19 protein-coding genes are annotated in these 18,440 nt (G+C 62.0%); 4 read left to right on the forward strand and 15 right to left on the reverse strand.

What is annotated here, in order from left to right; all coding sequences use genetic code 11:
- Positions 1-10: 10 nt before the first annotated feature.
- From EV686_RS06020 to EV686_RS06050, 7 genes are all read right to left on the reverse strand, one after another.
- Entirely contained in the window at positions 11-1,555 is a 1,545-nt protein-coding gene (locus EV686_RS06020; protein ID WP_132474522.1) for a tripartite tricarboxylate transporter permease, read from the reverse strand.
- On the reverse strand, positions 1,552-1,989 hold the full coding sequence (locus tag EV686_RS06025; RefSeq protein WP_132474524.1) for a tripartite tricarboxylate transporter TctB family protein: 438 nt from the start codon (positions 1,987-1,989) through the stop codon (positions 1,552-1,554). The genes EV686_RS06020 and EV686_RS06025 overlap by 4 nt, the downstream gene beginning before the upstream one ends.
- Positions 1,990-2,086: 97 nt before the next feature.
- Positions 2,087-3,076, reverse strand: coding sequence for a Bug family tripartite tricarboxylate transporter substrate binding protein (locus tag EV686_RS06030; protein ID WP_165972531.1), 990 nt, complete (start codon positions 3,074-3,076; stop codon positions 2,087-2,089).
- A gap of 106 nt (positions 3,077-3,182) precedes the next feature.
- Complete coding sequence (locus tag EV686_RS06035) at positions 3,183-4,652, reverse strand: sensor histidine kinase (protein WP_132474528.1); 1,470 nt, start codon at positions 4,650-4,652, stop codon at positions 3,183-3,185.
- Between the two features lie 52 nt (positions 4,653-4,704).
- Positions 4,705-5,433 carry a response regulator gene (locus EV686_RS06040; protein ID WP_132474530.1) on the reverse strand — a complete coding sequence of 243 codons (729 nt, stop codon included), beginning with the start codon at positions 5,431-5,433 and terminating at the stop codon, positions 4,705-4,707.
- Positions 5,434-5,534: 101 nt separating this feature from the next.
- The gene (locus tag EV686_RS06045) at positions 5,535-6,656 is read right to left on the reverse strand and encodes an Ldh family oxidoreductase (RefSeq protein ID WP_165972518.1); all 1,122 of its coding nucleotides are present in this window, start codon (positions 6,654-6,656) and stop codon (positions 5,535-5,537) included.
- Between the two features lie 126 nt (positions 6,657-6,782).
- On the reverse strand, positions 6,783-7,775 hold the full coding sequence (locus EV686_RS06050) for a Bug family tripartite tricarboxylate transporter substrate binding protein (RefSeq protein WP_132474534.1): 993 nt from the start codon (positions 7,773-7,775) through the stop codon (positions 6,783-6,785).
- Positions 7,776-7,955: 180 nt separating this feature from the next.
- Between EV686_RS06050 and EV686_RS06055 the strand changes: the two genes are divergently transcribed.
- Positions 7,956-8,333 (forward strand): hypothetical protein, encoded by a 378-nt coding sequence (locus tag EV686_RS06055; RefSeq protein ID WP_132474536.1) that lies wholly within the window; start codon positions 7,956-7,958, stop codon positions 8,331-8,333.
- A gap of 181 nt (positions 8,334-8,514) precedes the next feature.
- Here the strand turns inward: EV686_RS06055 and rarD are convergent, their stop codons facing one another.
- A complete protein-coding gene (rarD, locus tag EV686_RS06060; protein WP_341539327.1) occupies positions 8,515-9,402 on the reverse strand; it encodes an EamA family transporter RarD in 888 nt (295 codons plus the stop codon).
- A gap of 190 nt (positions 9,403-9,592) precedes the next feature.
- Here rarD and EV686_RS06065 point away from each other — a divergent pair, with 190 nt between their 5' ends.
- Positions 9,593-9,994 carry a DoxX family protein gene (locus tag EV686_RS06065; RefSeq protein ID WP_132474538.1) on the forward strand — a complete coding sequence of 134 codons (402 nt, stop codon included), beginning with the start codon at positions 9,593-9,595 and terminating at the stop codon, positions 9,992-9,994.
- A gap of 74 nt (positions 9,995-10,068) precedes the next feature.
- Here EV686_RS06065 and EV686_RS06070 read toward each other — a convergent pair whose 3' ends face one another.
- Complete coding sequence (locus tag EV686_RS06070; protein WP_132474540.1) at positions 10,069-11,436, reverse strand: NAD(P)H-dependent oxidoreductase; 1,368 nt, start codon at positions 11,434-11,436, stop codon at positions 10,069-10,071.
- An 8-nt stretch (positions 11,437-11,444) separates the two neighbouring features.
- The gene (gene arsC, locus EV686_RS06075) at positions 11,445-11,789 is read right to left on the reverse strand and encodes an arsenate reductase (glutaredoxin) (RefSeq protein WP_132474542.1); all 345 of its coding nucleotides are present in this window, start codon (positions 11,787-11,789) and stop codon (positions 11,445-11,447) included.
- Positions 11,790-11,866: 77 nt separating this feature from the next.
- On the opposite strand from arsC, the gene EV686_RS06080 reads away from it, so the two are divergent.
- Entirely contained in the window at positions 11,867-12,709 is an 843-nt protein-coding gene (locus EV686_RS06080) for an RsiV family protein (protein WP_243650765.1), read from the forward strand.
- Positions 12,710-12,749: 40 nt separating this feature from the next.
- On the opposite strand, the gene EV686_RS06085 is transcribed toward EV686_RS06080, so the two are convergent.
- The 5 genes from EV686_RS06085 to mltG all read right to left on the reverse strand — a co-directional run bounded on the left by EV686_RS06085 (position 12,750) and on the right by mltG (position 17,313).
- The gene (locus EV686_RS06085) at positions 12,750-13,544 is read right to left on the reverse strand and encodes an ankyrin repeat domain-containing protein (RefSeq protein ID WP_165972519.1); all 795 of its coding nucleotides are present in this window, start codon (positions 13,542-13,544) and stop codon (positions 12,750-12,752) included.
- A gap of 190 nt (positions 13,545-13,734) precedes the next feature.
- On the reverse strand, positions 13,735-14,505 hold the full coding sequence (locus EV686_RS06090; RefSeq protein WP_132474546.1) for a TatD family hydrolase: 771 nt from the start codon (positions 14,503-14,505) through the stop codon (positions 13,735-13,737).
- Positions 14,506-14,592: 87 nt separating this feature from the next.
- Positions 14,593-15,663 (reverse strand): DNA polymerase III subunit delta', encoded by a 1,071-nt coding sequence (holB, locus tag EV686_RS06095; RefSeq protein WP_377748090.1) that lies wholly within the window; start codon positions 15,661-15,663, stop codon positions 14,593-14,595.
- A 7-nt stretch (positions 15,664-15,670) separates the two neighbouring features.
- Positions 15,671-16,306, reverse strand: coding sequence for a dTMP kinase (gene tmk / locus EV686_RS06100; RefSeq protein WP_377748089.1), 636 nt, complete (start codon positions 16,304-16,306; stop codon positions 15,671-15,673).
- Complete coding sequence (gene mltG / locus EV686_RS06105) at positions 16,303-17,313, reverse strand: endolytic transglycosylase MltG (RefSeq protein WP_132474548.1); 1,011 nt, start codon at positions 17,311-17,313, stop codon at positions 16,303-16,305. The genes tmk and mltG overlap by 4 nt, the downstream gene beginning before the upstream one ends.
- Before the next feature lie 134 nt (positions 17,314-17,447).
- Here mltG and ygfZ point away from each other — a divergent pair, with 134 nt between their 5' ends.
- The gene (gene ygfZ, locus EV686_RS06110) at positions 17,448-18,386 is read left to right on the forward strand and encodes a CAF17-like 4Fe-4S cluster assembly/insertion protein YgfZ (RefSeq protein ID WP_132474550.1); all 939 of its coding nucleotides are present in this window, start codon (positions 17,448-17,450) and stop codon (positions 18,384-18,386) included.
- Positions 18,387-18,440: the final 54 nt, after the last annotated feature.

Genomic DNA, 18,440 nt, shown 5'->3' on the forward strand with positions numbered 1-18,440 from the left:
CATCGGCCGATCAGGCCTGAGAATCATTGGCCGCCTCGTGCTGCCTGGCACGCCGCTTGGCAATGCGGCGGAACGTGATGGGCAAGGCGATGACCAGCGCCGTCAGCACCCAGAAGGTGATGGACACCGAACTATGGAACAGGATGCTTACATCGCCGTCCGACATGGAAAGCGCGCGACGCAGGTTCTGCTCCATCAGATTGCCCAGTACCACGCCCAGCACCAGGGGAGCCAAGGGCACCGAAGCCTTGCGCAGGAAGTAACCGACCAGGCCGAGGCCGGAGACCATCAACAGATCGAACGTCGTAGCATTGATGGCATAGACGCCGATCATGCTGACGGATACGATGCCGGGCACCAGCAGCCATGGCGGGATGGACAGAATGCTGGCGAACACGCGCACCATGGGGATGTTCATGACGAGCAACATGACGTTGGCGATGAAGAGCGAAGCGATCAGGCCCCACACCAGCGCAGGCTGCGTCTCGAACAGGACGGGCCCGGGCGTAATGTTGTAGAGCGTGAGCGCACCCATCATGACGGCCGTCGTTCCCGAACCCGGCACGCCCAGCGTCAGCATTGGAATGAAGGAGCCGGTTGCCGAGGCATTGTTCGCCGCTTCCGGCGCGGCCAGGCCGCGCATGTCTCCCTGGCCGAACTTGGCGTTTTTCGGGTCGCGCTGCTCAATCAGGCGCTTTTCGTTGGCATAGGCCACGGCGGACGCCACGCTGGCGCCGGCGCCGGGAAGCACGCCCATGCCGGCTCCGGTCAGCGCGCTGCGCATCACGGTAGGCCAGGTAAAGCGCAGCTCCTGCATATTGAACAGCTTGCGGCCGCTCTTGGGCACCTTGACCGACATGCCGCCCGCCACGTTCTCCAGCATCTGCAGCATTTCGCTGATAGCGAACAGGGAGATGACGACGACGACGAAGTCGATGCCGTCGGCGAGATTGGGGTGGTCGAAGGTAAAGCGATACACGCCCGAGTTGGAGTCGACGCCGACAGTCGAGATGGCCAGGCCGATCATGGCGGCCAGCACGCCCTTGGTGGGCTGGTTGCCCAGCAGGCCCGTCAGGCAGCAGAACGCGAATACCATCAGCACGAAGTACTCGGGCGGCCCGAATGCCAGCGCCCAGCTTGCGAGGATCGGAGCGAAGACGAGGATGCCGATGAAGGCGACGGTAGAGCCGACGAACGAGGCCCATGCCGACAGCGACAGCGCCACGCTGCCCAGGCCCTGGCGGGCAAGGGGATAACCGTCCAGCGTCGTCATGACGGACGCGGCTTCGCCGGGAACGTTGATGAGAATGGAGGTAATGCGACCGCCGTATTCGGCGCCGACATAAACCGCCGCCAGGAGGATCAGCGCCGTTTCGGGCGGCAGATTCATGGCGAAGGCGATGGGGATCAGCATGGCGACGCCATTGATCGGCCCAAGCCCCGGCAAAACCCCGACGATCGTGCCAAAGAACGAGCCGATGGCGGCGACCAGGAGATTCAGCGGAGAGAACGCAACGCCAAAGCCCAGAGAGAGATGATCAAGAATTCCGCTCACAGGAGATCTCCGAGAAGGCCGGTGGGAAGCACCACATCGAGTGCCTTGTCGAACAGCAGGAAGAAAGCAACGCCGAGGATCACGCCGCTGAGAATGGTCCAGAGCCATTTACCGCCGAACAGTCTTCCCACGATCGCGGTCATGCCCGCGGTCGCAATCACGAAGCCCGCCCACTGGAACAGAAAGGCGTAGGCGGCAATGCAGATCACCATCGAGGCGATCCGGGCATTGGCGCCGGGAGGATTGCGATCGACGATCAGGCTGCCTTTGACGATGAGGATCAGGCCGCAGACGCCGATGATGAATGCGATCATCAGGGGAAAGGCGTTCGGCCCCAGAGGCTCATAGGAGAACGGAGCCTCCATGCCGTAGCTTTGCCACGTCAGGAAGATTGCCAGCAACAGGGAGGCAATACCGAGTATGCGATCGTTCATGGGATATGTCTTTGGTTGGCCCGATGCCGGCCCAGCCTCGCATGGGCAAGGGCTGGGCCGGCATCGGTTGGTGGATGAAAGATCAATCAGCCAGGAATTACTTCTTGATCAGGCCGAAGGAGTCCGCCAGCTCGGCGTACTGCTTGACCCGCTCCTTGACGTAGGCGTCAAGCTTCTCGCCAGTCAGAGCCAGGGGGAACAGGCCTTGCTGCGTCTGGAGCTTGGCGAAGCTTTCCGAAGCCATGGTCTTGTCGAACGCATCGACCCACCACTGATAGTCGGCGTCGCTGACCTTGGGGCCGACATAGAAGCCGCGGATGATGGGCCATTCGATATCGTAGCCTTGTTCCTTGGCCGTGGGGACATCCGCCAGGCGGCCGGGCAGGCGTTCGTTGTGGAAGACGGCCAGGATGCGGATGGGCGTGCCGCCTTCCAGCATGGTGATGGCCTCGGCGGCGTCGCCCATGTAGGCCTGGATGTGGCCGCCGCGCAGAGCGGTGACCCCTTCGCCGCCGCCTTCGAAGGCGACGAATCGCATGCGCTTGTAGTCGACTCCGGCCGCTTTCGCTGTCAGGGCTGCCTTCATCCAGTCCTGGCTGCCGACAGTGCCGCCGGCGCCGAAGATGATCTTGCTGCTGTCCTTCTTCAGCCCTTCCATCAATTCGTTGAGGTTGGTGAACTCGGAGTCCTCGCGCACCATGGCGACGCCGTAGTCCGCGCCGATCGCGGCCAGCCAGCGCACGTCGTCGACGTTGTAGCGGCCGAACTTGCCTTGCGCCAGGTTCAGCAGCGAACCGCCCGAAAAGGCGACGATAGTGCCGGCTTCGCCGGGACGCTGAGCAACGATGTTGTTATAGGCAACAGCGCCGATGCCGCCTGGCATGTAGACGATGCGCAGAGGGCTCTCCAGGGCGCCGCTTTCCTTCAGGGAAGCCTGGGCGAGGCGGCAGGTCAGGTCGAAGCCGCCGCCAGGCTGGGCCGGCGCAACGCATTCGGGACGGTTGGGTTCCGCCGCAGCGGTGCCTGCCGTGGCAAAACATGCGGACACCAGCATTGCGCCCGCAATGGCCTTGGAAACGGTTTTCATGGACATATGTCTCTCCGGTTGACTGGAAGGTCATCAATTATCGTAAGCGGATTCTGCGGTTGCGCAGAATGGCACGCCGGCAAAGTTACGCCTTCCCAGCTTTCCGTTACCTTTCAGAATCCCCAGGACTAGCGGAAACCCTTATTAGGGAAAACACCAATTCAGCATCCAGCCCCTGGCGATTCCGTGGAGAGGCAAGCCGCAGCTCGCCCATGTGCAGTTCCGCGATGGCCTTGACAATGGCCAGCCCCAGCCCGGCGCCGGCCTGGCTTTTCCCGGCGGCGCCACGGCGAAAACGCACGCCGGCCTTGGCCATGTCCTGGGGGCTCATGCCCGGGCCGTCGTCGGCCACCGTGATGCGGATTTCATCCGCGGATGCGGAGAGCAGCACCATGACGCTGCCTCCCTCGGGGCTGTAGCGGATCGCATTGTCGATCAGGTTGACGATAGCCTCCTGGAGCAGCAGCTTCATGCCCGTGAAAGGCACTTGCCGAGGAGGGAGATCCATACCGTAGTCCAGCCGCTTGGCCTTGGCTGCGGGCAGCATCAGGCGCGTGCTTTCCTCCACCAGCCTGTTCAGCGAGAACGATTCACGCGCCATGGCGGCTTCCGGCTGCGCGGCGCCATGAGCCCTGGCCAGCGCCAGCATCTGGTTCGTGACGCGCGTTGCCCGCTCCAGTCCATCGCGCATGGCGTGTATGGCGGCCCGGGTTTCCTCCAGATCGTTTTCCCTGAGCGCATAGTCCAGCTGGGTGCGCAGTATCGTCAGCGGCGTGCGCAATTGATGCGAGGCGTCATCCAGGAACTGCCGCTGCGATTTTGCCTGGCGGGCATAGCGCTCCATATGGTGATTGATGGCCTCCACCAGCGGCAGGACCTCGGAGGGCACGTCTTTCTGCGAAATGGGGCTGAGGTCATCCGTGCTGCGCTGCGCCAACTCGTTTCTCAGGCGCAGCAGCGGCCGCAAGGCGAAAATTACGCCGCAGACCAGCAGCACGCCGTTGAGAACGATGACCAGCACGTCCCGGCCTGCCGCCCGCAGCAGGATGTCCTGGATGAAGGACTGGCGCTGTTCCAGGCTTTCGGCCACCTGGATGACGACCCGCTGGCTGACGCCTTGCTGCGTATGCAGGGGCGGACTCAAAGGGCGGGCCAGCACGGCGGCCCGCACAGGTTCTTCGTCCAGGTAGCGGGCATTGAAAAAATACATTTTCCCCGACTCCATGGCATGCGAGGGCAGGGGAAGGCCGCCGTGACCGATCTCGGCCAGGCCGTCCTCGGTGGCGATGCGGTAGTACACATTGCCGCTGGCGGTCAGGTCGAAGAACTCCAGCAGGCGGTATGGCTGCTCCAGCGCCAGGCCGCCGCTATCCGTGGAAATATTGATGTCGATGGCTCTGAGCACGCCCGCCAGGGAGCGGTCGTACGCGGCCTCGACCTGCTCCTTGAGCACGGTGTTGGAACTCCACAGGCCGAGGGACGAAACCAGCAGCAGGATGGGGATGATCCATAGCAGCAGCAGGCTCTTCAGGCTGCGCTGCGGTCTGTTCGCATGGGGTTTGTCTTTTGCCGGCATGGCTATCGCAAAGCGTCCTGGTAGTGAAGAGCGGATGAGGAAATCTCTCCGCTCATCTGTCGTTGCCGGTCGCCCGGGCCTCTGTCGCGGAGCCGGCGATATCGCCTGAGCCGTTCAGAGCGTCCAGTGAATAGCCCAGCCCGCGCATGGTGACGATCTGGACGTCGGAGTCCATCAGTTTCTTGCGCAGTCTGTGGATGGCGACTTCGATGGCCTCCAGGTTGACATCGGTATCGCCGGAAAACATGCGTTCGAGTATGTATTGCTTGTTCAGCGGCTCTCCGCTGCGCTGGATCAGTGTGCGCAGGACGGCATGTTCCCTGGGCGAGAGCGCCAAAGGCTCCCCCGCCATCAGGAATTTCTGGCTGGCCGGGTCGAAAGACAAGCTGCCGCAGGTGAAGCGCGGATGTTCCCGGCCCCGGCTGCGGCGTATCAGCGCCAACAGCCTGGCTTCCAGTTCCTCGATGCGGAAGGGCTTGGGAAGGAAGTCGTCGGCGCCATCGTTGAGCAGCTCGACGCGCTCGGACAGGGAGTCGCGCGCGGTCAGCACCAGGACGGGCGTCCGGTCGTCGCGGTTGCGCATGCGGCGCAAAACTGTGTGGCCGTCCATGCCCGGCAAGCCCAGGTCGAGGATGAGAGCGTCGAATTCCTCCAGGCTGAGCCTGCGGTCGGCAATCAGCCCGTCGTTGGCCCATTCCACGATAAAGCCGGCGTGACGGGCCAGCGCACGGGAAAGCCAGTGGGCCAGGTCCGCCTCGTCTTCCACAAGAAGTACGCGCATGGTTCGCAAACACCATGAAAGCCATGACACACATGGCGGGATTCCGGCCATTTTAAGGCCAGGCGTCCTGCAAAGGCCATACGCGGTGAACTCAGGCGCACCTAGCTCAGGCCAGGCACCTTGAGCCTGGCGGCGCAGGCATCGATGCTAGCGACGACGGCGTCGTCGACGGCCAGGCCATTGGCCAACTGGTCGGCGCGCTTTTCCTGGGCGCGCTGCCCTGGCATGCGCACGCCCGGGCCGTTCTTGGCCGACGGGCCGCTCCCTAGGCAAGAAGCGCCCTCCTTGGGAGGGCAGCAAGCCGAAGGCGCAGCGTGGGAGGCGTGTTTCGCCGGCGTGCTGTCCAGGCACTGTTTGCGCACGAAGGTCGTTTCATCGAGGAATACGTCGGATCCGCAGAATCTGGCCGGATCGATGACCTGGAAGAACACCCCCTGGCCGCCGCGCTTGTGCCCCTGGTGACGGCCATAGCCCGTCAATGCCAACGCATAGGCCTCCACCATCAGGCCCAGGCCGAATCCCTTGTAGCCGAAATCTTCGCCGCCCAGGGGCAGGATGGTGCCGGGAGGATCGTCCGCCAGCACGGAGGGCTCGTTCGTGGGCACTCCCTGGTTGTCCAGCAGCCAGTTGCCGGGCAGCTTGCGGCCGGCTTCCTGGTAGTTGCGCACAGCGGTATTGCTGGTGACGGAAGTGGAGACATCGACCAGCACGGGCTGGTCCCGCGTGGGGATGATGACGGCCATGGGATTGGAGGTCAGTACCGGAGTCGCGCCGCCGAACGGGGCGACAGAGACGACACCGGGATCCGTCACCATCATCAGGCCCAGCAGACCGCGTTGGGCGATTTCGTCGGAATAGACCTGCAAGGCGCCGATGTGGCCGCAATTGGCGATCGTGGCGGTCACGACAGGATGGGACTCGATCCGCTCCAGCATCTGCCCGATAGCCTGCTCCATGACCCATGCTCCGGGCAGGCGGCCGCACTCCCATGAGAAGGCGGAGCCGTGGTCCTGCAGGGTTTTCAGCGTTCCGTCCGCGCAGATGCGGCCGTCGCCCAGCCGCTCCAGATACATGGGTACCATCGCCACGCCATGCGTCACATGTCCATAAAGATCGCTGGCCACCATGCGCCGGGCCACGGCCTGCGCCTGCTCAGGCGTCATGCCGCCCGCCTGCATGATGTTCTGTACTACGGTTCTTGCATGGGAGACGTCGATACGCATGAGGATTGCCCCGTCAGACATGAAATGAAAAGACAGCGGCGGCATCGCGCTGCCGCTGGATCGGCTTTCAGCAGTATAGGTGAGTCACTCCAGCCTGAGGCCGGGAGCTTGCGCTTTGGCCTGTGCTCAGGGAGCCGTCTGCAGCGTGACGCCGACTTCCTTGATCACCTTGCCCCAGCGGTCCGTTTCACTCTTGAGGAAGGCCGCCAGTTCCGCCGGACCGCCGCCGTCGACCTCGGCGCCCAGATCGAGCAGGCGCTTGCTGAGCTCGGGGTTCTTCAGCACTTTTTTCAGGGCTTCGTCCATGCGCTGGACGACGGGCTGCGGTGTTCCCTTCGGCGCGAACATGCCGAACCAGCCTACGACTTCGAAGCCTTTGTCCTGGCCCAGTACTTCGAACAGTGTGGGCAGTTCAGGAAGGAGAGGGGAGCGGTTCTTGCCCGTGGTGACCAGTCCGTTGAATTCGCCGCGGCGGATGTATTGCGTAAGAACCGCCACGTTGTCGATGCCGGCGACAAGTCGGCCGGAGAGCAGGTCGGTCATGAGCGCGCCCGTGCCGCTGTACGGGATGTACATCATGTCGGTTTCAGTGCGGCGCTTGAACATTTCCCAGGCCAGGTGCTGGCCGCCGCCGGGCGACGATGCGGCATAGTCGACCTTGCCGGGATTCTGCTTGGCGTAGTCGATGAGTTCCTGCGCCGTCTTCACCGGCAGGCTGGGATGCGAGACCATGACATAAGGCGTCTTTACCATCAGCGTAATGGGTTCGAAGTCTTCTTGCGGCTTGAACGGCACGTTGGCATACAGGCTTTCGAACACCGCCATATGGCTGGTGGAGAACAGCAGGTTGTAGCCGTCGGGCTTGGATTTCGCGACCTGGTTGCTGGCAATCAGCCCGCTGGCGCCGCCGCGGTTGACGACCACGACTTGCTGGGAGAGCTCTTCGCCCAGGTAGGGAGCAATCAGGCGGGCCAGGATGTCGGTCGTGCCCCCGGGAGGCGCGCCGACGAGCAGGTTGACGGGATGCTCCGGCCATGCCGCATGCGCGGCGCCGATGCTGAGCGCGCTTGCCACCATGAACTGGGCCAGGCGCTTGATGGTGCTGGTTTTCTTGGACATTGTCTTGTCTGCTGTGTAATCGCCGAGGCAATACGGCAATGCGATTCGATCGCCGCCGGTTTATTTGTTGTCTTGGGCGGCCATCCGACATCGTACATATCAGATGGGCAGTCAAATGTAGTCGACGGAGTGGATGCTGTCCAATGCGTGAATGGCATCAATTGATTCAGTAGTTGGATCATGCCGACCCAGGAAAAGCCGCTCCATTCAGCCTTGCTGGAAATCATCCAGCTCTGCCTCAAAGAAGTGGCAGAGCGCTTGCACTCGGGCGCTTCGACCCTTGCGCGTGGGCACCATCAGCATGAGTGGGAGCGGCGCGCAGCCTTCATTCCACATTTGACTCCTATGGCCGAGGCCGTCTCACTGGCCAAGTCCGCAGGCGAAAATCCGGACCTGCCAGCAGTGCTGCTTGCCGATGTTTTCGATTTCCATCGTTTGCCTCGGCCCTGCGTGCCGTTGGACGAAATCGAGCACTGGAGGCTGAAGTGCGGCTTCTTGGAAAGCGGAGCGTTTGATCTGAGGTTCTACGTGGAGACCGATAACGTGGGCGATGATTGATATATTTCGCCCAGATCTATTTTACTTTACATAATATACATTATGCGTAATTTACCCAGGAAGGCGGAAGAGCTCAGTTGCAGCAAATCCGGACTCAAACGGCTCTCGCGCAAAATCGGGATATATCGCCGCAACTCGCAGCACCTTTGGCCTGGCTGGTTGTGCCTCTGGAGACCGGAGTTCATCTTTGTTTCCCGGCTTGTCCCTTGGCCAAGGCTCGCGCGCCTTCCACGACCAGCAGCCCTACGGCGATCCATACGGGGCCGTAAGTCAGCCATTGGCTGGCGGCGAACGGTTCCCGCAGCAACAGCGTCGCCACGAAAAACAGCAGGACGGGCTCTACGTAGCCCAGCAAGCCGAACAGGCCCATCGGCAGCAGCCGCCCGGCGGACAGATAGAGAAACAGCGCCGTCGTGCTGATGATGCCAAGCAAAGGCACGAGCGCAAATAATTTAATATGCTCGGCCATCAAATTGAAGGTGTCGCCCGTCGCCAGGATCATCACGGCAAACGGCATGATCAGCAGCATATCCACCATCAGCCCTGGCACGGCTTCGATGCGGAACACTCGCCGCATCAGGAAATACACGGGAAACAGCAGGCAGACCCCTGCCGTGGCCCATGAAAACGTGGCCGTGCGCCATAATTCATGAGCTACGCCGACCAGGGCGAAAATCACAGCTGCAGTCTGCAGGCCGGACAGGCGTTCGTCCAGGAACAAGCGCCCCACCACCACCATGATCAGCGGCAGCAGAAAATACCCCAGGGAAACGTCCATGGCCATATTGTGCAGCGGCGCCCACATGAACAGCCAGAGCTGGAAGCCAAGTATGGCCGCACAGGCCGGCATGACGGCCCAAAGCGCGGGTTCCCGGGGAATGCGGCGCAGCAACAGCCGAAGCTGGTGCCAGCCCTGCGTCAATGTCAGTATCAGCAGCAGTCCGGGCAGGCTCAGCACGACGCGCCATCCCAGTATCTGCGAGCCATCCAGCGGCGCCAGGAGCACGGCATAGTAATACAGCACCGCGAACAGGACCGATGCGCCGACGGAAAAAATAACGCCTTTCAATATGGAATCGCCAATAATTTCGCGGATACCGCTGCAAAATACCAGAAAATGCCCGAACGCACGGGCAATAGACCGACCGCCGCAAGACGTTCGGAAACCCGGGATTGTCTCATGGAACCTCCAGGATATCGACTGCCGGGAGTGAAGCAAAGTACACTTCATCTTGGTTTCATATCATGGCAACTGACACATGACGCACGACAATGCCGGAAAACTCGTATTGCGCCTGACGATCGGCGTTCTGCTGCTGTTGCATGGGCTGCACAAGCTCATGTATGGGATGGGTGGCGTTTCCTCGTTGGTGGCATCGCAAGGATGGCCGCACTTCATCGCCTACGGTGTCTATATTGGCGAGGTGCTTGCGCCCGTTCTGCTGATCCTGGGCCTGTACACCCGGGCGGCCGCATTCATTGTGGTCTGCCACATGCTTGTCGCGATATTCCTGGCGCACATGGGGCAACTGTTCCAGTTGGGCAATAACGGCGGCTGGCGGCTGGAGTTGCAGGGGCTCTTCCTGTTCGGCGCTTTCGCCATCTCGCTGCTGGGAGCGGGACGCTACAGCGTAGGCGGAGCCGGCGGACGCTACAACTAGGACGAGCCAGGCCGCCTGTCCGGACTCACCCGGCCGTCGGCCGCCCTCTCCAGGCGCGCCAGACGCCTTCGTGCTCAGGCGGGCGCAGCGCCCGCGTCATCGGTGCCGGCATGCATGGCTTCCAGTTCCCGGCGAATGCGGTACGCTTCGGTAGTGCGATCGATGACAACATCGTCCCACGTCACGATCTGCCCTTTCGCTACGGGCCGTACCAGTTTGACATCGTGCGCAAGCCCAAGCGGCAAACCGCCCAATCGCCGCGAGGTTTCCACTGGCAGCAGCTTGCCCCATACGGTATAGCCGCCCTCGCCATCCAGAATTGCCCCAGGCGACAGATCACGCTTGGCGGTTGCCACGACATCGGCGTTCCACTCCTGCGCCGTACCGGTAGCTTCGCCGCGCAGCACGACGCTGGCGACCGACACGCCCACTTCCAGGCCAATCAGATGCCAGCGTTTGTACAGCGTGAAAAAACGTCCCGTCGGATCCGTATGCGCATTGTATTCCTCAAAACAATGCTTGATATAGTCGCTTTCCGCCTCTACGGTCACCCAGACGCCCATGCGGATGTCGTAGGGGATTGCCGTGCCGTCCGCTTCCAGCGATGACACCACCTCCACCATCCCTCGTCTTTCCAGCAGCCCGCCTTCACTGAGCGGACGCGTGACGGAAGGAATGTCCGCAATGCTGGCCGGCGGATACAGCAGCCCGTTGGACGGCGCCGCCAAGCCTGTGGCATTAGCCACCGCCGCGCTTTCGATCGATGGCTTGGATCCGTCCAGAAAGCTGTTGAACATTTTCGGGTTCAGTCCGCCGCGCACTGCCTGCTCCGGTGTCAGGCCATAGTTTTCCCAGACGGTATCCGGCGTAGAAGCGGAAAAATGCGGCAGCCACTTGTGGCCGCGCCCCGCCGCCACGACAGGAAACCCGCAGGCGCGTGCCCAATCGACCAAATCGCAGATCAGCGCGGGCTGGTCGCCGAACGCCAGCGAATACACCACGCCCGCCTGAGCCGCCTTGCGCGCCAGCAGCGGGCCGCAGAATGCATCCGCCTCGACGGTGACATTGACCACAGGTTTGCCGTGGCGAAACGCTTCCAGGCAATGCGCCACGGCGGCAATCGGGTGGCCCGTGCTTTCCACGATGATATCTATGGAGGGGGCGCGAACCAGAGCCTCCCAGTCATCGGTGATCCATGTGCCGCCGCTGCGCAGGGCTTCCGCCATGGAACCAGCCTGCATTCGTTGCGGGTCCCACCCTACCCTGTGAAGATTCCGCCTGGCCCCATCCGGCGACAGATCAGCAATGGCCGCTACATGGATGCCCGGCGTGCGCGGCGCCTGGGCCAGATACATGGAGCCGAACTTGCCCGCGCCGATCAGGCCGACGCGAATCGGCCGTCCTTGAGCCTGTCGTTTCAACAACTGGGAGTAAAGACTCATGGCGATGCCTATAGGATGTCTTCAAGCACCGATACTGGCCGGCACAGCCTTGCGCCCTTCTCCGTCCTGACGAACGGACGGTTGATGAGCACGGGCGTCGCCACCATCTTCGCCAGCAATACCTCGTCGCCCAGGCTCGGATCATCCAGGCCTTGCTCCAGGTATTCCGGCTCTTTGGTCCGGATGGCATCGCGCACCGAAAGCCCCGCATCCCTGATCAACTCGGCCAGCGTCCCGGCATCGGGCGGCGTTTTCAGGTATTCGATGACCTGCGGCTCGTAACCGGCCTGCTGCAAGCGTTCCAGTGCGTTTCTGGAGGTGGAACAGCGGGGATTGTGATAGATTGCGCTCATATGTCCTGAATCCTTTTCCGGTATGGTGATGGATGGCAAAGGCATCGTACCTTATTCAAACAGGTAGTACTCGCATCATGACAGAAAGTTTTTCCATGGCCAGGTCTCCTCTCAGTCCCACGGCGTTGCGCCTGTCCCGCATGGCAACGCTGTTGGCCTGCACAGCCCTGCTCTCCGCTTGCGCCAGCAAGCCATCGGAAGTCATTTCGCTGATCCCGGCGGATCAGGTTGACGCCCAGACCCGCAAGGATGGCCTTTTCTCCCAGCCCGTCAAGTTCGAGCGCAAGAAGCCGGAATGCTCGGGCGAATGCGCCTCCCTCAAGGTGGAGTCGCTGGCGTTTCCCGGCAACGGAACGCTGACGCAACTGGTGGATCACGCGCTGGCCACCATGACGGGCACGGGCGACTCAACCCCCCAGGCTTACCAGACAATCGCCGAGTTCGAAGCGCATTACTGGCGAACCGCTGCGCCGCGCGACGAGGTCATTCTCGAGGCCAAGACCGTCTATCGCAACCGCAATCTGACCGTGCTGGAACTGAACAGCTACCAGTACTTCACTGGAGCCGCCCACGGCATATCGGCCACCCAGTACCTGAACTGGGACAATCAGCGCAAGCGCGTGCTGTCCCTGGACGATGTCCTGGCTCCCGGGGGACGCGAGACCTATCTGCAGGCCCTGCGCCAGGCGCATGCGGCCTGGCTGGCCGGCAACAAGGAAGCGCAGGAGGATCCCGCGGGCTATCGGCGCCTGTGGCCATTCCAGGCCAGCGACAATTTCGCGCTGACGGACAAGGGCGTCGTCGTGAAATACGACGCCTATGCGCTGGCGCCATACTCCGCCGGGCAGCCCGAATTGCGCATCCCCTATTCCGCACTGCGCTCGGCCTTGCGTCCCGAATTCGTCCCCGCCGCTTCCTGAGCCCGGGCGCAAGGCTTCGGGCCTGGAAAGGCGCACGAACTCAGGGAAGCGCTTCTTCGCCGGACTCGAAGCGCTTCAGGTCGAAGTAGCGCTGGCCGCCGCTGGCAGGCGCCTCTGCATCCAGGGGCTTTTCAGGCGCTTCCGCCTCGGGCTTGGCCTTTGTCGCCGATGCTGGGTTGCGCTGCGCTTCGCGGCGGGCCAGTACGCTCTGCATGAGCGTATCCAGCTTGCCGCCTAGCGCCGTGTGGCTTTTCATCCTGGCCCAATCTCCCGCCGAGCGTCCTTCCAGGTCGCGGATGGTGGGATCGGCGCCAGCGGCCAGCAACTGGCGCACCACCGCCTCGTGCCCGCCGAGGGCGGCCATCATCAATGCATTTTCTCCCTGCGGGCCCGGAGAATTGACGATGGCGCCATGATCCAGCAGCAATTTCACGGTTGCTTCCCTGCCCGTCGATGCGGCATACATCAGCGGCGTCCATCCCAGCCGATTGACCTCGGCACCCTTCTTGATCAGCGCCTCCGCCCTCTTCTCGTCGCCTACCAGCGCCAGGTACATGAGCAGGGATTCGTGGCTGGCATTTTCGACATGGATGTCCGTGGAGGGCTGGGCCAGCAGCAGGTCATAGACGTTCCAGGCGCCTTCCGTGACGGCGAACATGGCCGCCGGCAGGCCCTGGGGGCCGAACGCGTTGGGATCCACGCCCCTTGCAAGCATATCCCGTACTTGAGAGACCCTGTCGTTGGCGATATGGACCCACCAGTCGCTGGGAGGCGCCTGGTGGGCCTGGAGCGGCAAGGCGATCAGCAAGCACAGACACACCAGCGCCTGCCGCATTCTTCGGTTCGAGCTGGAGAACGCTTGGAAAACTCCAAGAAATATTGGATAAATCAGTTTCATATCATATAGTTGAGTGATTTATATAATAATTTACTTTAAATAATTTTCTTCAAATAAATTACTTTAGATATATCACTCCAGATAAATTACTTTAAATAAAATACTTCAGATAATCTAAATTAAATTATCAATTTAACTTATTGAATAAATTGAAGAAATTATTTTTTGTCGTGGAAGCTATCTCTGCGACACTGATGCCGCGAAGATTCGCGATATGCTCAGCCACATGAACGACCTTTGAAGGATCGTTCTGCTTGCCGCGGAACGGCACAGGAGCAAGGTACGGGGAATCTGTCTCGATCAACAGGCGATCCAGGGGCACTTTCCGGGCGACCTCGTGCAGATCGACTGCTTTCTTGAAGGTGACGATGCCAGACAGGGAAATATAGAACCCCAGATCCAGGGCGGCCTGGGCCACGTCCCAGGACTCGGTGAAGCAATGCATGACCCCGCCAGCCAGCTCCGCATGCTCCTCGCGCATGATGCGCAGCGTATCTTCGCTGGCCGACCTGGTATGAATGATCAGCGGCAGCCCTGTCTCCCTGCTGGCCCGGATATGGGTGCGGAAACGCTCCCGCTGCCAGTCCAGCGGTTCCTGCAGCCGAAAATAATCCAGCCCGGTCTCGCCGATTGCAACGACCTTGGGCGACGATGCCGCCATTTTCACGAGCATGGCCACGTCCGGCTCTTCCGTATCCGGATAGTCCGGGTGCACCCCGACGGAAGCGGACAGCTCCTCGTGCTCCTCCACCAATTGCATCAGGCGCGGCCAGTCCGGAAGGCTGACGCTGACGACCAGCGCATGGCAGACACGGTTCTGCTTCATGCGAAGCAGTATTTCATCCAGGTTTTCGGCCAGATCCGGAAAATCCAGGTGGCAATGCGAGTCAACGTACATGAATCTTGTCTTTTACGGAAAATGAAGCGTGCATCCCATACAGGATGATAGTCCCCGCTGGCCCTCTTGTGCTGGCAAAAGTCGCGCTCAGGCAGCTCTTCCCAGTACAGTAGCCATGCGCTGGATGAACGCGTGGGAAAACAGCTTGGCATTGAGCGGATGCGAGGCAATGGCGCGCTGGGATGTCAGCCATTTGCTGGACTGCGCCAGGGCCTGGGGCGATGAGCGCTGGGCCAGTGCGGCAATTTTCGACTGCAAGGCGGGATAGTACCTGACCTTCACGCCGGAGGCCGCCAGCGCCATATCCGTCAACAGGCGCTGCAGCGTATCGATCCATATCGCCGGATCCTGGGGCTCCAGTTGGTCCGCCATGGACGCCACATTGACGCCATCGGCGGCCGCCGCTTGATCCAGCAGTATTTCAAGCCAGGCGGGATATGGCGCATCCTGGGTGCCTGCCTGCTGCAATGCCTGCACAGGAGCCCCGCCGGCGGCTGCCAGCCACTGCGCCGCCCTGGCCACACCATGCTCGCCCAGCCACGCCAGGCTTTCCTTCTCGGGCGGCGTAGGCAGCGGCAGGCGCCGGCAGCGCGATACCAGCGTAGGCAGCAGGCGGTCCGGCGCGTCGGCCACCAGCAGGAATACTGTATGCTCCGGCGGTTCCTCCAGCACCTTGAGCAAGGCATTGGCGGAAATGACATTCATGGCCGAAGCGGGATAAATGACGGCCACCCGCCATCCGCCCCGGTGCGTGGCGGTATTGAACCAGTCTCCCAGGCTGCGCAACTGCTCCACCCGGATTTCCTTGGAAGGCGCTTTCTTGGCTGCCGCCTTCTGCGTGTCGTCTTCCGCGCCCTCGCCTTCCTCCAGCGCAACGGCGTCCGGGCGGATCCGCCTGAGATCGGGATGATTGCCCGCGGCTACCCAGCGGCAGGCATTGCAATGACCGCATGCCAGGCCTTCCGCCGGCGCTTCGCACAACAGGCTGGCCGCGGCAGCGAGTGCAAACTGCCGTTTGCCGATACCGGCGAGCCCGTGGATGAGCCATGCATGGGCGAAGCGGTCCTGCTGCCTGGAAAGCCACTGGCGCGCAAGCTCACGCTGCCAGGGAAGAAAGACGGGGATGGCGATATCCGATGGCGCGGTTTCAGGCTGCATGCCGGACTTACCCTTGCTTGCCGGGCCGCAATTGCGCAAGAATGCCGGCGATCTGCTCGCGGATCTGCGCAATGCTGCGCGTGGAGTCGATGATATGGAAGCGCCCGGGATGCTGCTGAGCCCGCGCATGATAGGCGGCGCGCGTCCGCTGGAAGAAATCGGCATTCTCCTGCTCGAAACGATCCAGGTTTTTGCCGTTTTCCAGGCGCTGCCGTGCCACTTCCAGCGGCACATCGAACAGGAATGTGCAATCGGGCTGGAGATCGGGATGCACCCAGTCCTCCAGCACGGCGATGCGCTGTGCGCCGAGCTCGCGGCCGCCGCCCTGGTAGGCATAGCTGGCATCGGTGAAACGGTCGCACACCACCCAGATGCCATCCGCCAGGGCCGGCTCGATCACTGTGCGCAGATGCTCGCAACGTGCGGCAAACATCAGCAGCGTCTCGGTTTCGAGCGTCATGGGGCGGGTCAGCAGCAGTTCGCGCAGCGTTTCTCCCAACGCCGTGCCGCCGGGCTCGCGCGTGGAAAGCACACGGGCGCCCGTTGCCGCCAACTGTTCTTCGAGCCATTGCAGGTGCGTGCTCTTGCCGGCGCCATCCACGCCTTCCAGCGTGATGAACCGGCCGCGTGAAATCTGCTTCAATTCGACCGCCTGAGAATGTACTTGGACACGGCGCGATTATGCTCAGCCAGGTTCTGCGAGAATTCGCTGGTGCCGTCCCCACGGGAAACAAAATAGTAATAGCGGTGCGTCTCGGGCTGCAAGGTGGCCAGCAACGCCGCCTTGCCGGGATTGGCGATCGGCGTCGGCGGCAGGCCCGGACGGGTATAGGTGTTCCAGGGGGTGTCCGTCGTCAGGTCGCGCTTGCGTATGCGCCCCTGGTAGGCTTCTCCCATGCCATAGATAACCGTGGGATCGGTCTGCAGCAGCATTCTCGCCTTCAGGCGGTTGATGAAAACGCCCGCGACCCTGGCGCGATCCTCGCCGTGGCCAGTTTCCTTTTCCACGATGGAAGCCAGTATCAGCGCTTCATAAGGCGTTTTCAGCGGCAGATCGGGCGCGCGCTCCTGCCAGAGCCCTTCCAGCAGCTCTTTCTGCGCATGATGGGCGCGCCTGAGCAGATCGAAATCGGTGGAACCGGGCACAAAGACGTAGGTGTCCGGATAGAACATGCCTTCGAGGGAGTCCGCCTGGATGCCCAGGCGCCCGATAAGTTCGGCGTCCGTTACCCCATCCAGGGTCTGGCGCACATTGGGATCATTGCGCAAGGCTTCGCGCATGCGCTGGTATGTCCATCCCTCGACGAAGGTCAGTCTTGTCTGCAACATGTCGCCGCTGGCCATGCGCTCGAGCAGCGCCATGGGCGAATCGCCGCGCACGGCCTCGTAGGCGCCCGCCTGCAGCCTGGTGTGCAGGCCCGTCACCCGCGCCAGCGCCACGAAGGCATCTTCGTGGATATCGATGCCTTCCCTGCGCATGGTGCGAGCCACTGCCCGTACTCCGGCGCCGCTCTCGATGATGTAGTCCACGCGCTCGGCAGGCATGGCAACGGGTTGCCGGGACCAATACCAGGCCAGGCCGGAGACGGCCAGCGCGCCCAGGCAGAGAAGCAGCAGCAGGGAAAGGAGAATGGTGGTGATTTTTTTCATGAAGCCGTGAGTGTAGCCGACAAGCCAGGCCGTGAGGCGGAGAAATCCCGGCCAGCAGGCCGGATTCTTCACTGTCCTGAAGGCAAGACCGTTATCATTGTCTATTGTTCCCGTTTCATGCTTTGTCAGAGAAAATGACCACTCCGCTTTCCGCCATCCCCGCCGGCCAGGCTGTTGCCTTGCCCGATCTGTCCGTCATCTCGTTCTCCGGAGCCGATGCCGCTACCTTCCTGCAGGGGCAATTGAGCAACGATATCAAGGCCGTTACCGCCACGCAGGCGCATCTGGCGGGCTATTGCACCGCCAAGGGCCGCCTGCTGGCCACTCTGATCGTCTGGGCCGCGCAGGACGGGGACGGCTATCTGGCCCTGGTCAAGTCCGATATCGCCGATGCCCTGGTCAAGCGCCTGAGCATGTTCGTGCTGCGCGCGAAAGTCGTCATCCGGAAAACCGACGCCGTCGTCGCCGGAGTATTGGAAGACGGCGCAACGGTGGCGCCTTCGTTCAGCATCCGGCACCGGGACGACGCAATCTGGATACTGGCCCCTTCTCCCGAAGCTGGCGCCTGCCGCTGGTGGCGCATCGGTACGGCCGGCCATCAAGAAGCGCAAGACAACGCGTCGTATCTGCAAGCCTGGCAAAGCCTCGATATCCGCGCCGGCCTGCCATGGATCACGCAGGCCGTGCAGGATCTGTTTATTCCCCAGACGCTCAATCTGGATCTGATCGGCGGTGTGAGCTTCACCAAGGGCTGCTATCCGGGCCAGGAAGTCGTGGCCCGCAGCCACTACAGGGGGACGATCAAGCGCCGCATGGCTTGCGGCCAGGCCGATAGCTCGAGCCTGCCGGAAGGCATGGTCCAGCCGGGCACGGATATTTTCGATGCCTTGCGCCCCGGCAATCCCTGCGGCCGTGTCATCAATGTGGCCAGCGATGGCCAGGGCAAGCTGTGGTTCTTGCTGGAAGTCCAGCTGGCGGACCTGGATTCGGCCAAATTCCGTCTGGGCAGCGCCGATGGCGCCGAAATCACGATACAGGCCTTGCCCTACGAGATCCGTCCGCCGGCGCAATAACCTCTCAGAAGCCTAGGCGCTGGCAGGAGGCGGTGTATGTAAAAACAAATTAAC

Source organism: Paracandidimonas soli, from assembly GCF_004342005.1.
Taxonomy (GTDB): domain Bacteria; phylum Pseudomonadota; class Gammaproteobacteria; order Burkholderiales; family Burkholderiaceae_B; genus Paracandidimonas; species Paracandidimonas soli.

Coding starts and splice junctions, on each gene's coding strand:
- EV686_RS06050 (WP_132474534.1), bottom strand. CDS start 7,775: ATGTCCAAGAAAACCAGCACCATCAAGCGCCTGGCCCAGTTCATGGTG.
- arsC (WP_132474542.1), bottom strand. CDS start 11,789: ATGAGCGCAATCTATCACAATCCCCGCTGTTCCACCTCCAGAAACGCA.
- EV686_RS06035 (WP_132474528.1), bottom strand. CDS start 4,652: ATGCCGGCAAAAGACAAACCCCATGCGAACAGACCGCAGCGCAGCCTG.
- EV686_RS06085 (WP_165972519.1), bottom strand. CDS start 13,544: ATGCGGCAGGCGCTGGTGTGTCTGTGCTTGCTGATCGCCTTGCCGCTC.
- EV686_RS06065 (WP_132474538.1), top strand. CDS start 9,593: ATGACGCACGACAATGCCGGAAAACTCGTATTGCGCCTGACGATCGGC.
- EV686_RS06055 (WP_132474536.1), top strand. CDS start 7,956: ATGCCGACCCAGGAAAAGCCGCTCCATTCAGCCTTGCTGGAAATCATC.
- EV686_RS06040 (WP_132474530.1), bottom strand. CDS start 5,433: ATGCGCGTACTTCTTGTGGAAGACGAGGCGGACCTGGCCCACTGGCTT.
- ygfZ (WP_132474550.1), top strand. CDS start 17,448: ATGACCACTCCGCTTTCCGCCATCCCCGCCGGCCAGGCTGTTGCCTTG.
- mltG (WP_132474548.1), bottom strand. CDS start 17,313: ATGAAAAAAATCACCACCATTCTCCTTTCCCTGCTGCTGCTTCTCTGC.
- EV686_RS06070 (WP_132474540.1), bottom strand. CDS start 11,436: ATGAGTCTTTACTCCCAGTTGTTGAAACGACAGGCTCAAGGACGGCCG.
- EV686_RS06080 (WP_243650765.1), top strand. CDS start 11,867: ATGACAGAAAGTTTTTCCATGGCCAGGTCTCCTCTCAGTCCCACGGCG.
- EV686_RS06025 (WP_132474524.1), bottom strand. CDS start 1,989: ATGAACGATCGCATACTCGGTATTGCCTCCCTGTTGCTGGCAATCTTC.
- EV686_RS06030 (WP_165972531.1), bottom strand. CDS start 3,076: ATGAAAACCGTTTCCAAGGCCATTGCGGGCGCAATGCTGGTGTCCGCA.
- EV686_RS06045 (WP_165972518.1), bottom strand. CDS start 6,656: ATGCGTATCGACGTCTCCCATGCAAGAACCGTAGTACAGAACATCATG.
- EV686_RS06090 (WP_132474546.1), bottom strand. CDS start 14,505: ATGTACGTTGACTCGCATTGCCACCTGGATTTTCCGGATCTGGCCGAA.
- holB (WP_377748090.1), bottom strand. CDS start 15,663: ATGCAGCCTGAAACCGCGCCATCGGATATCGCCATCCCCGTCTTTCTT.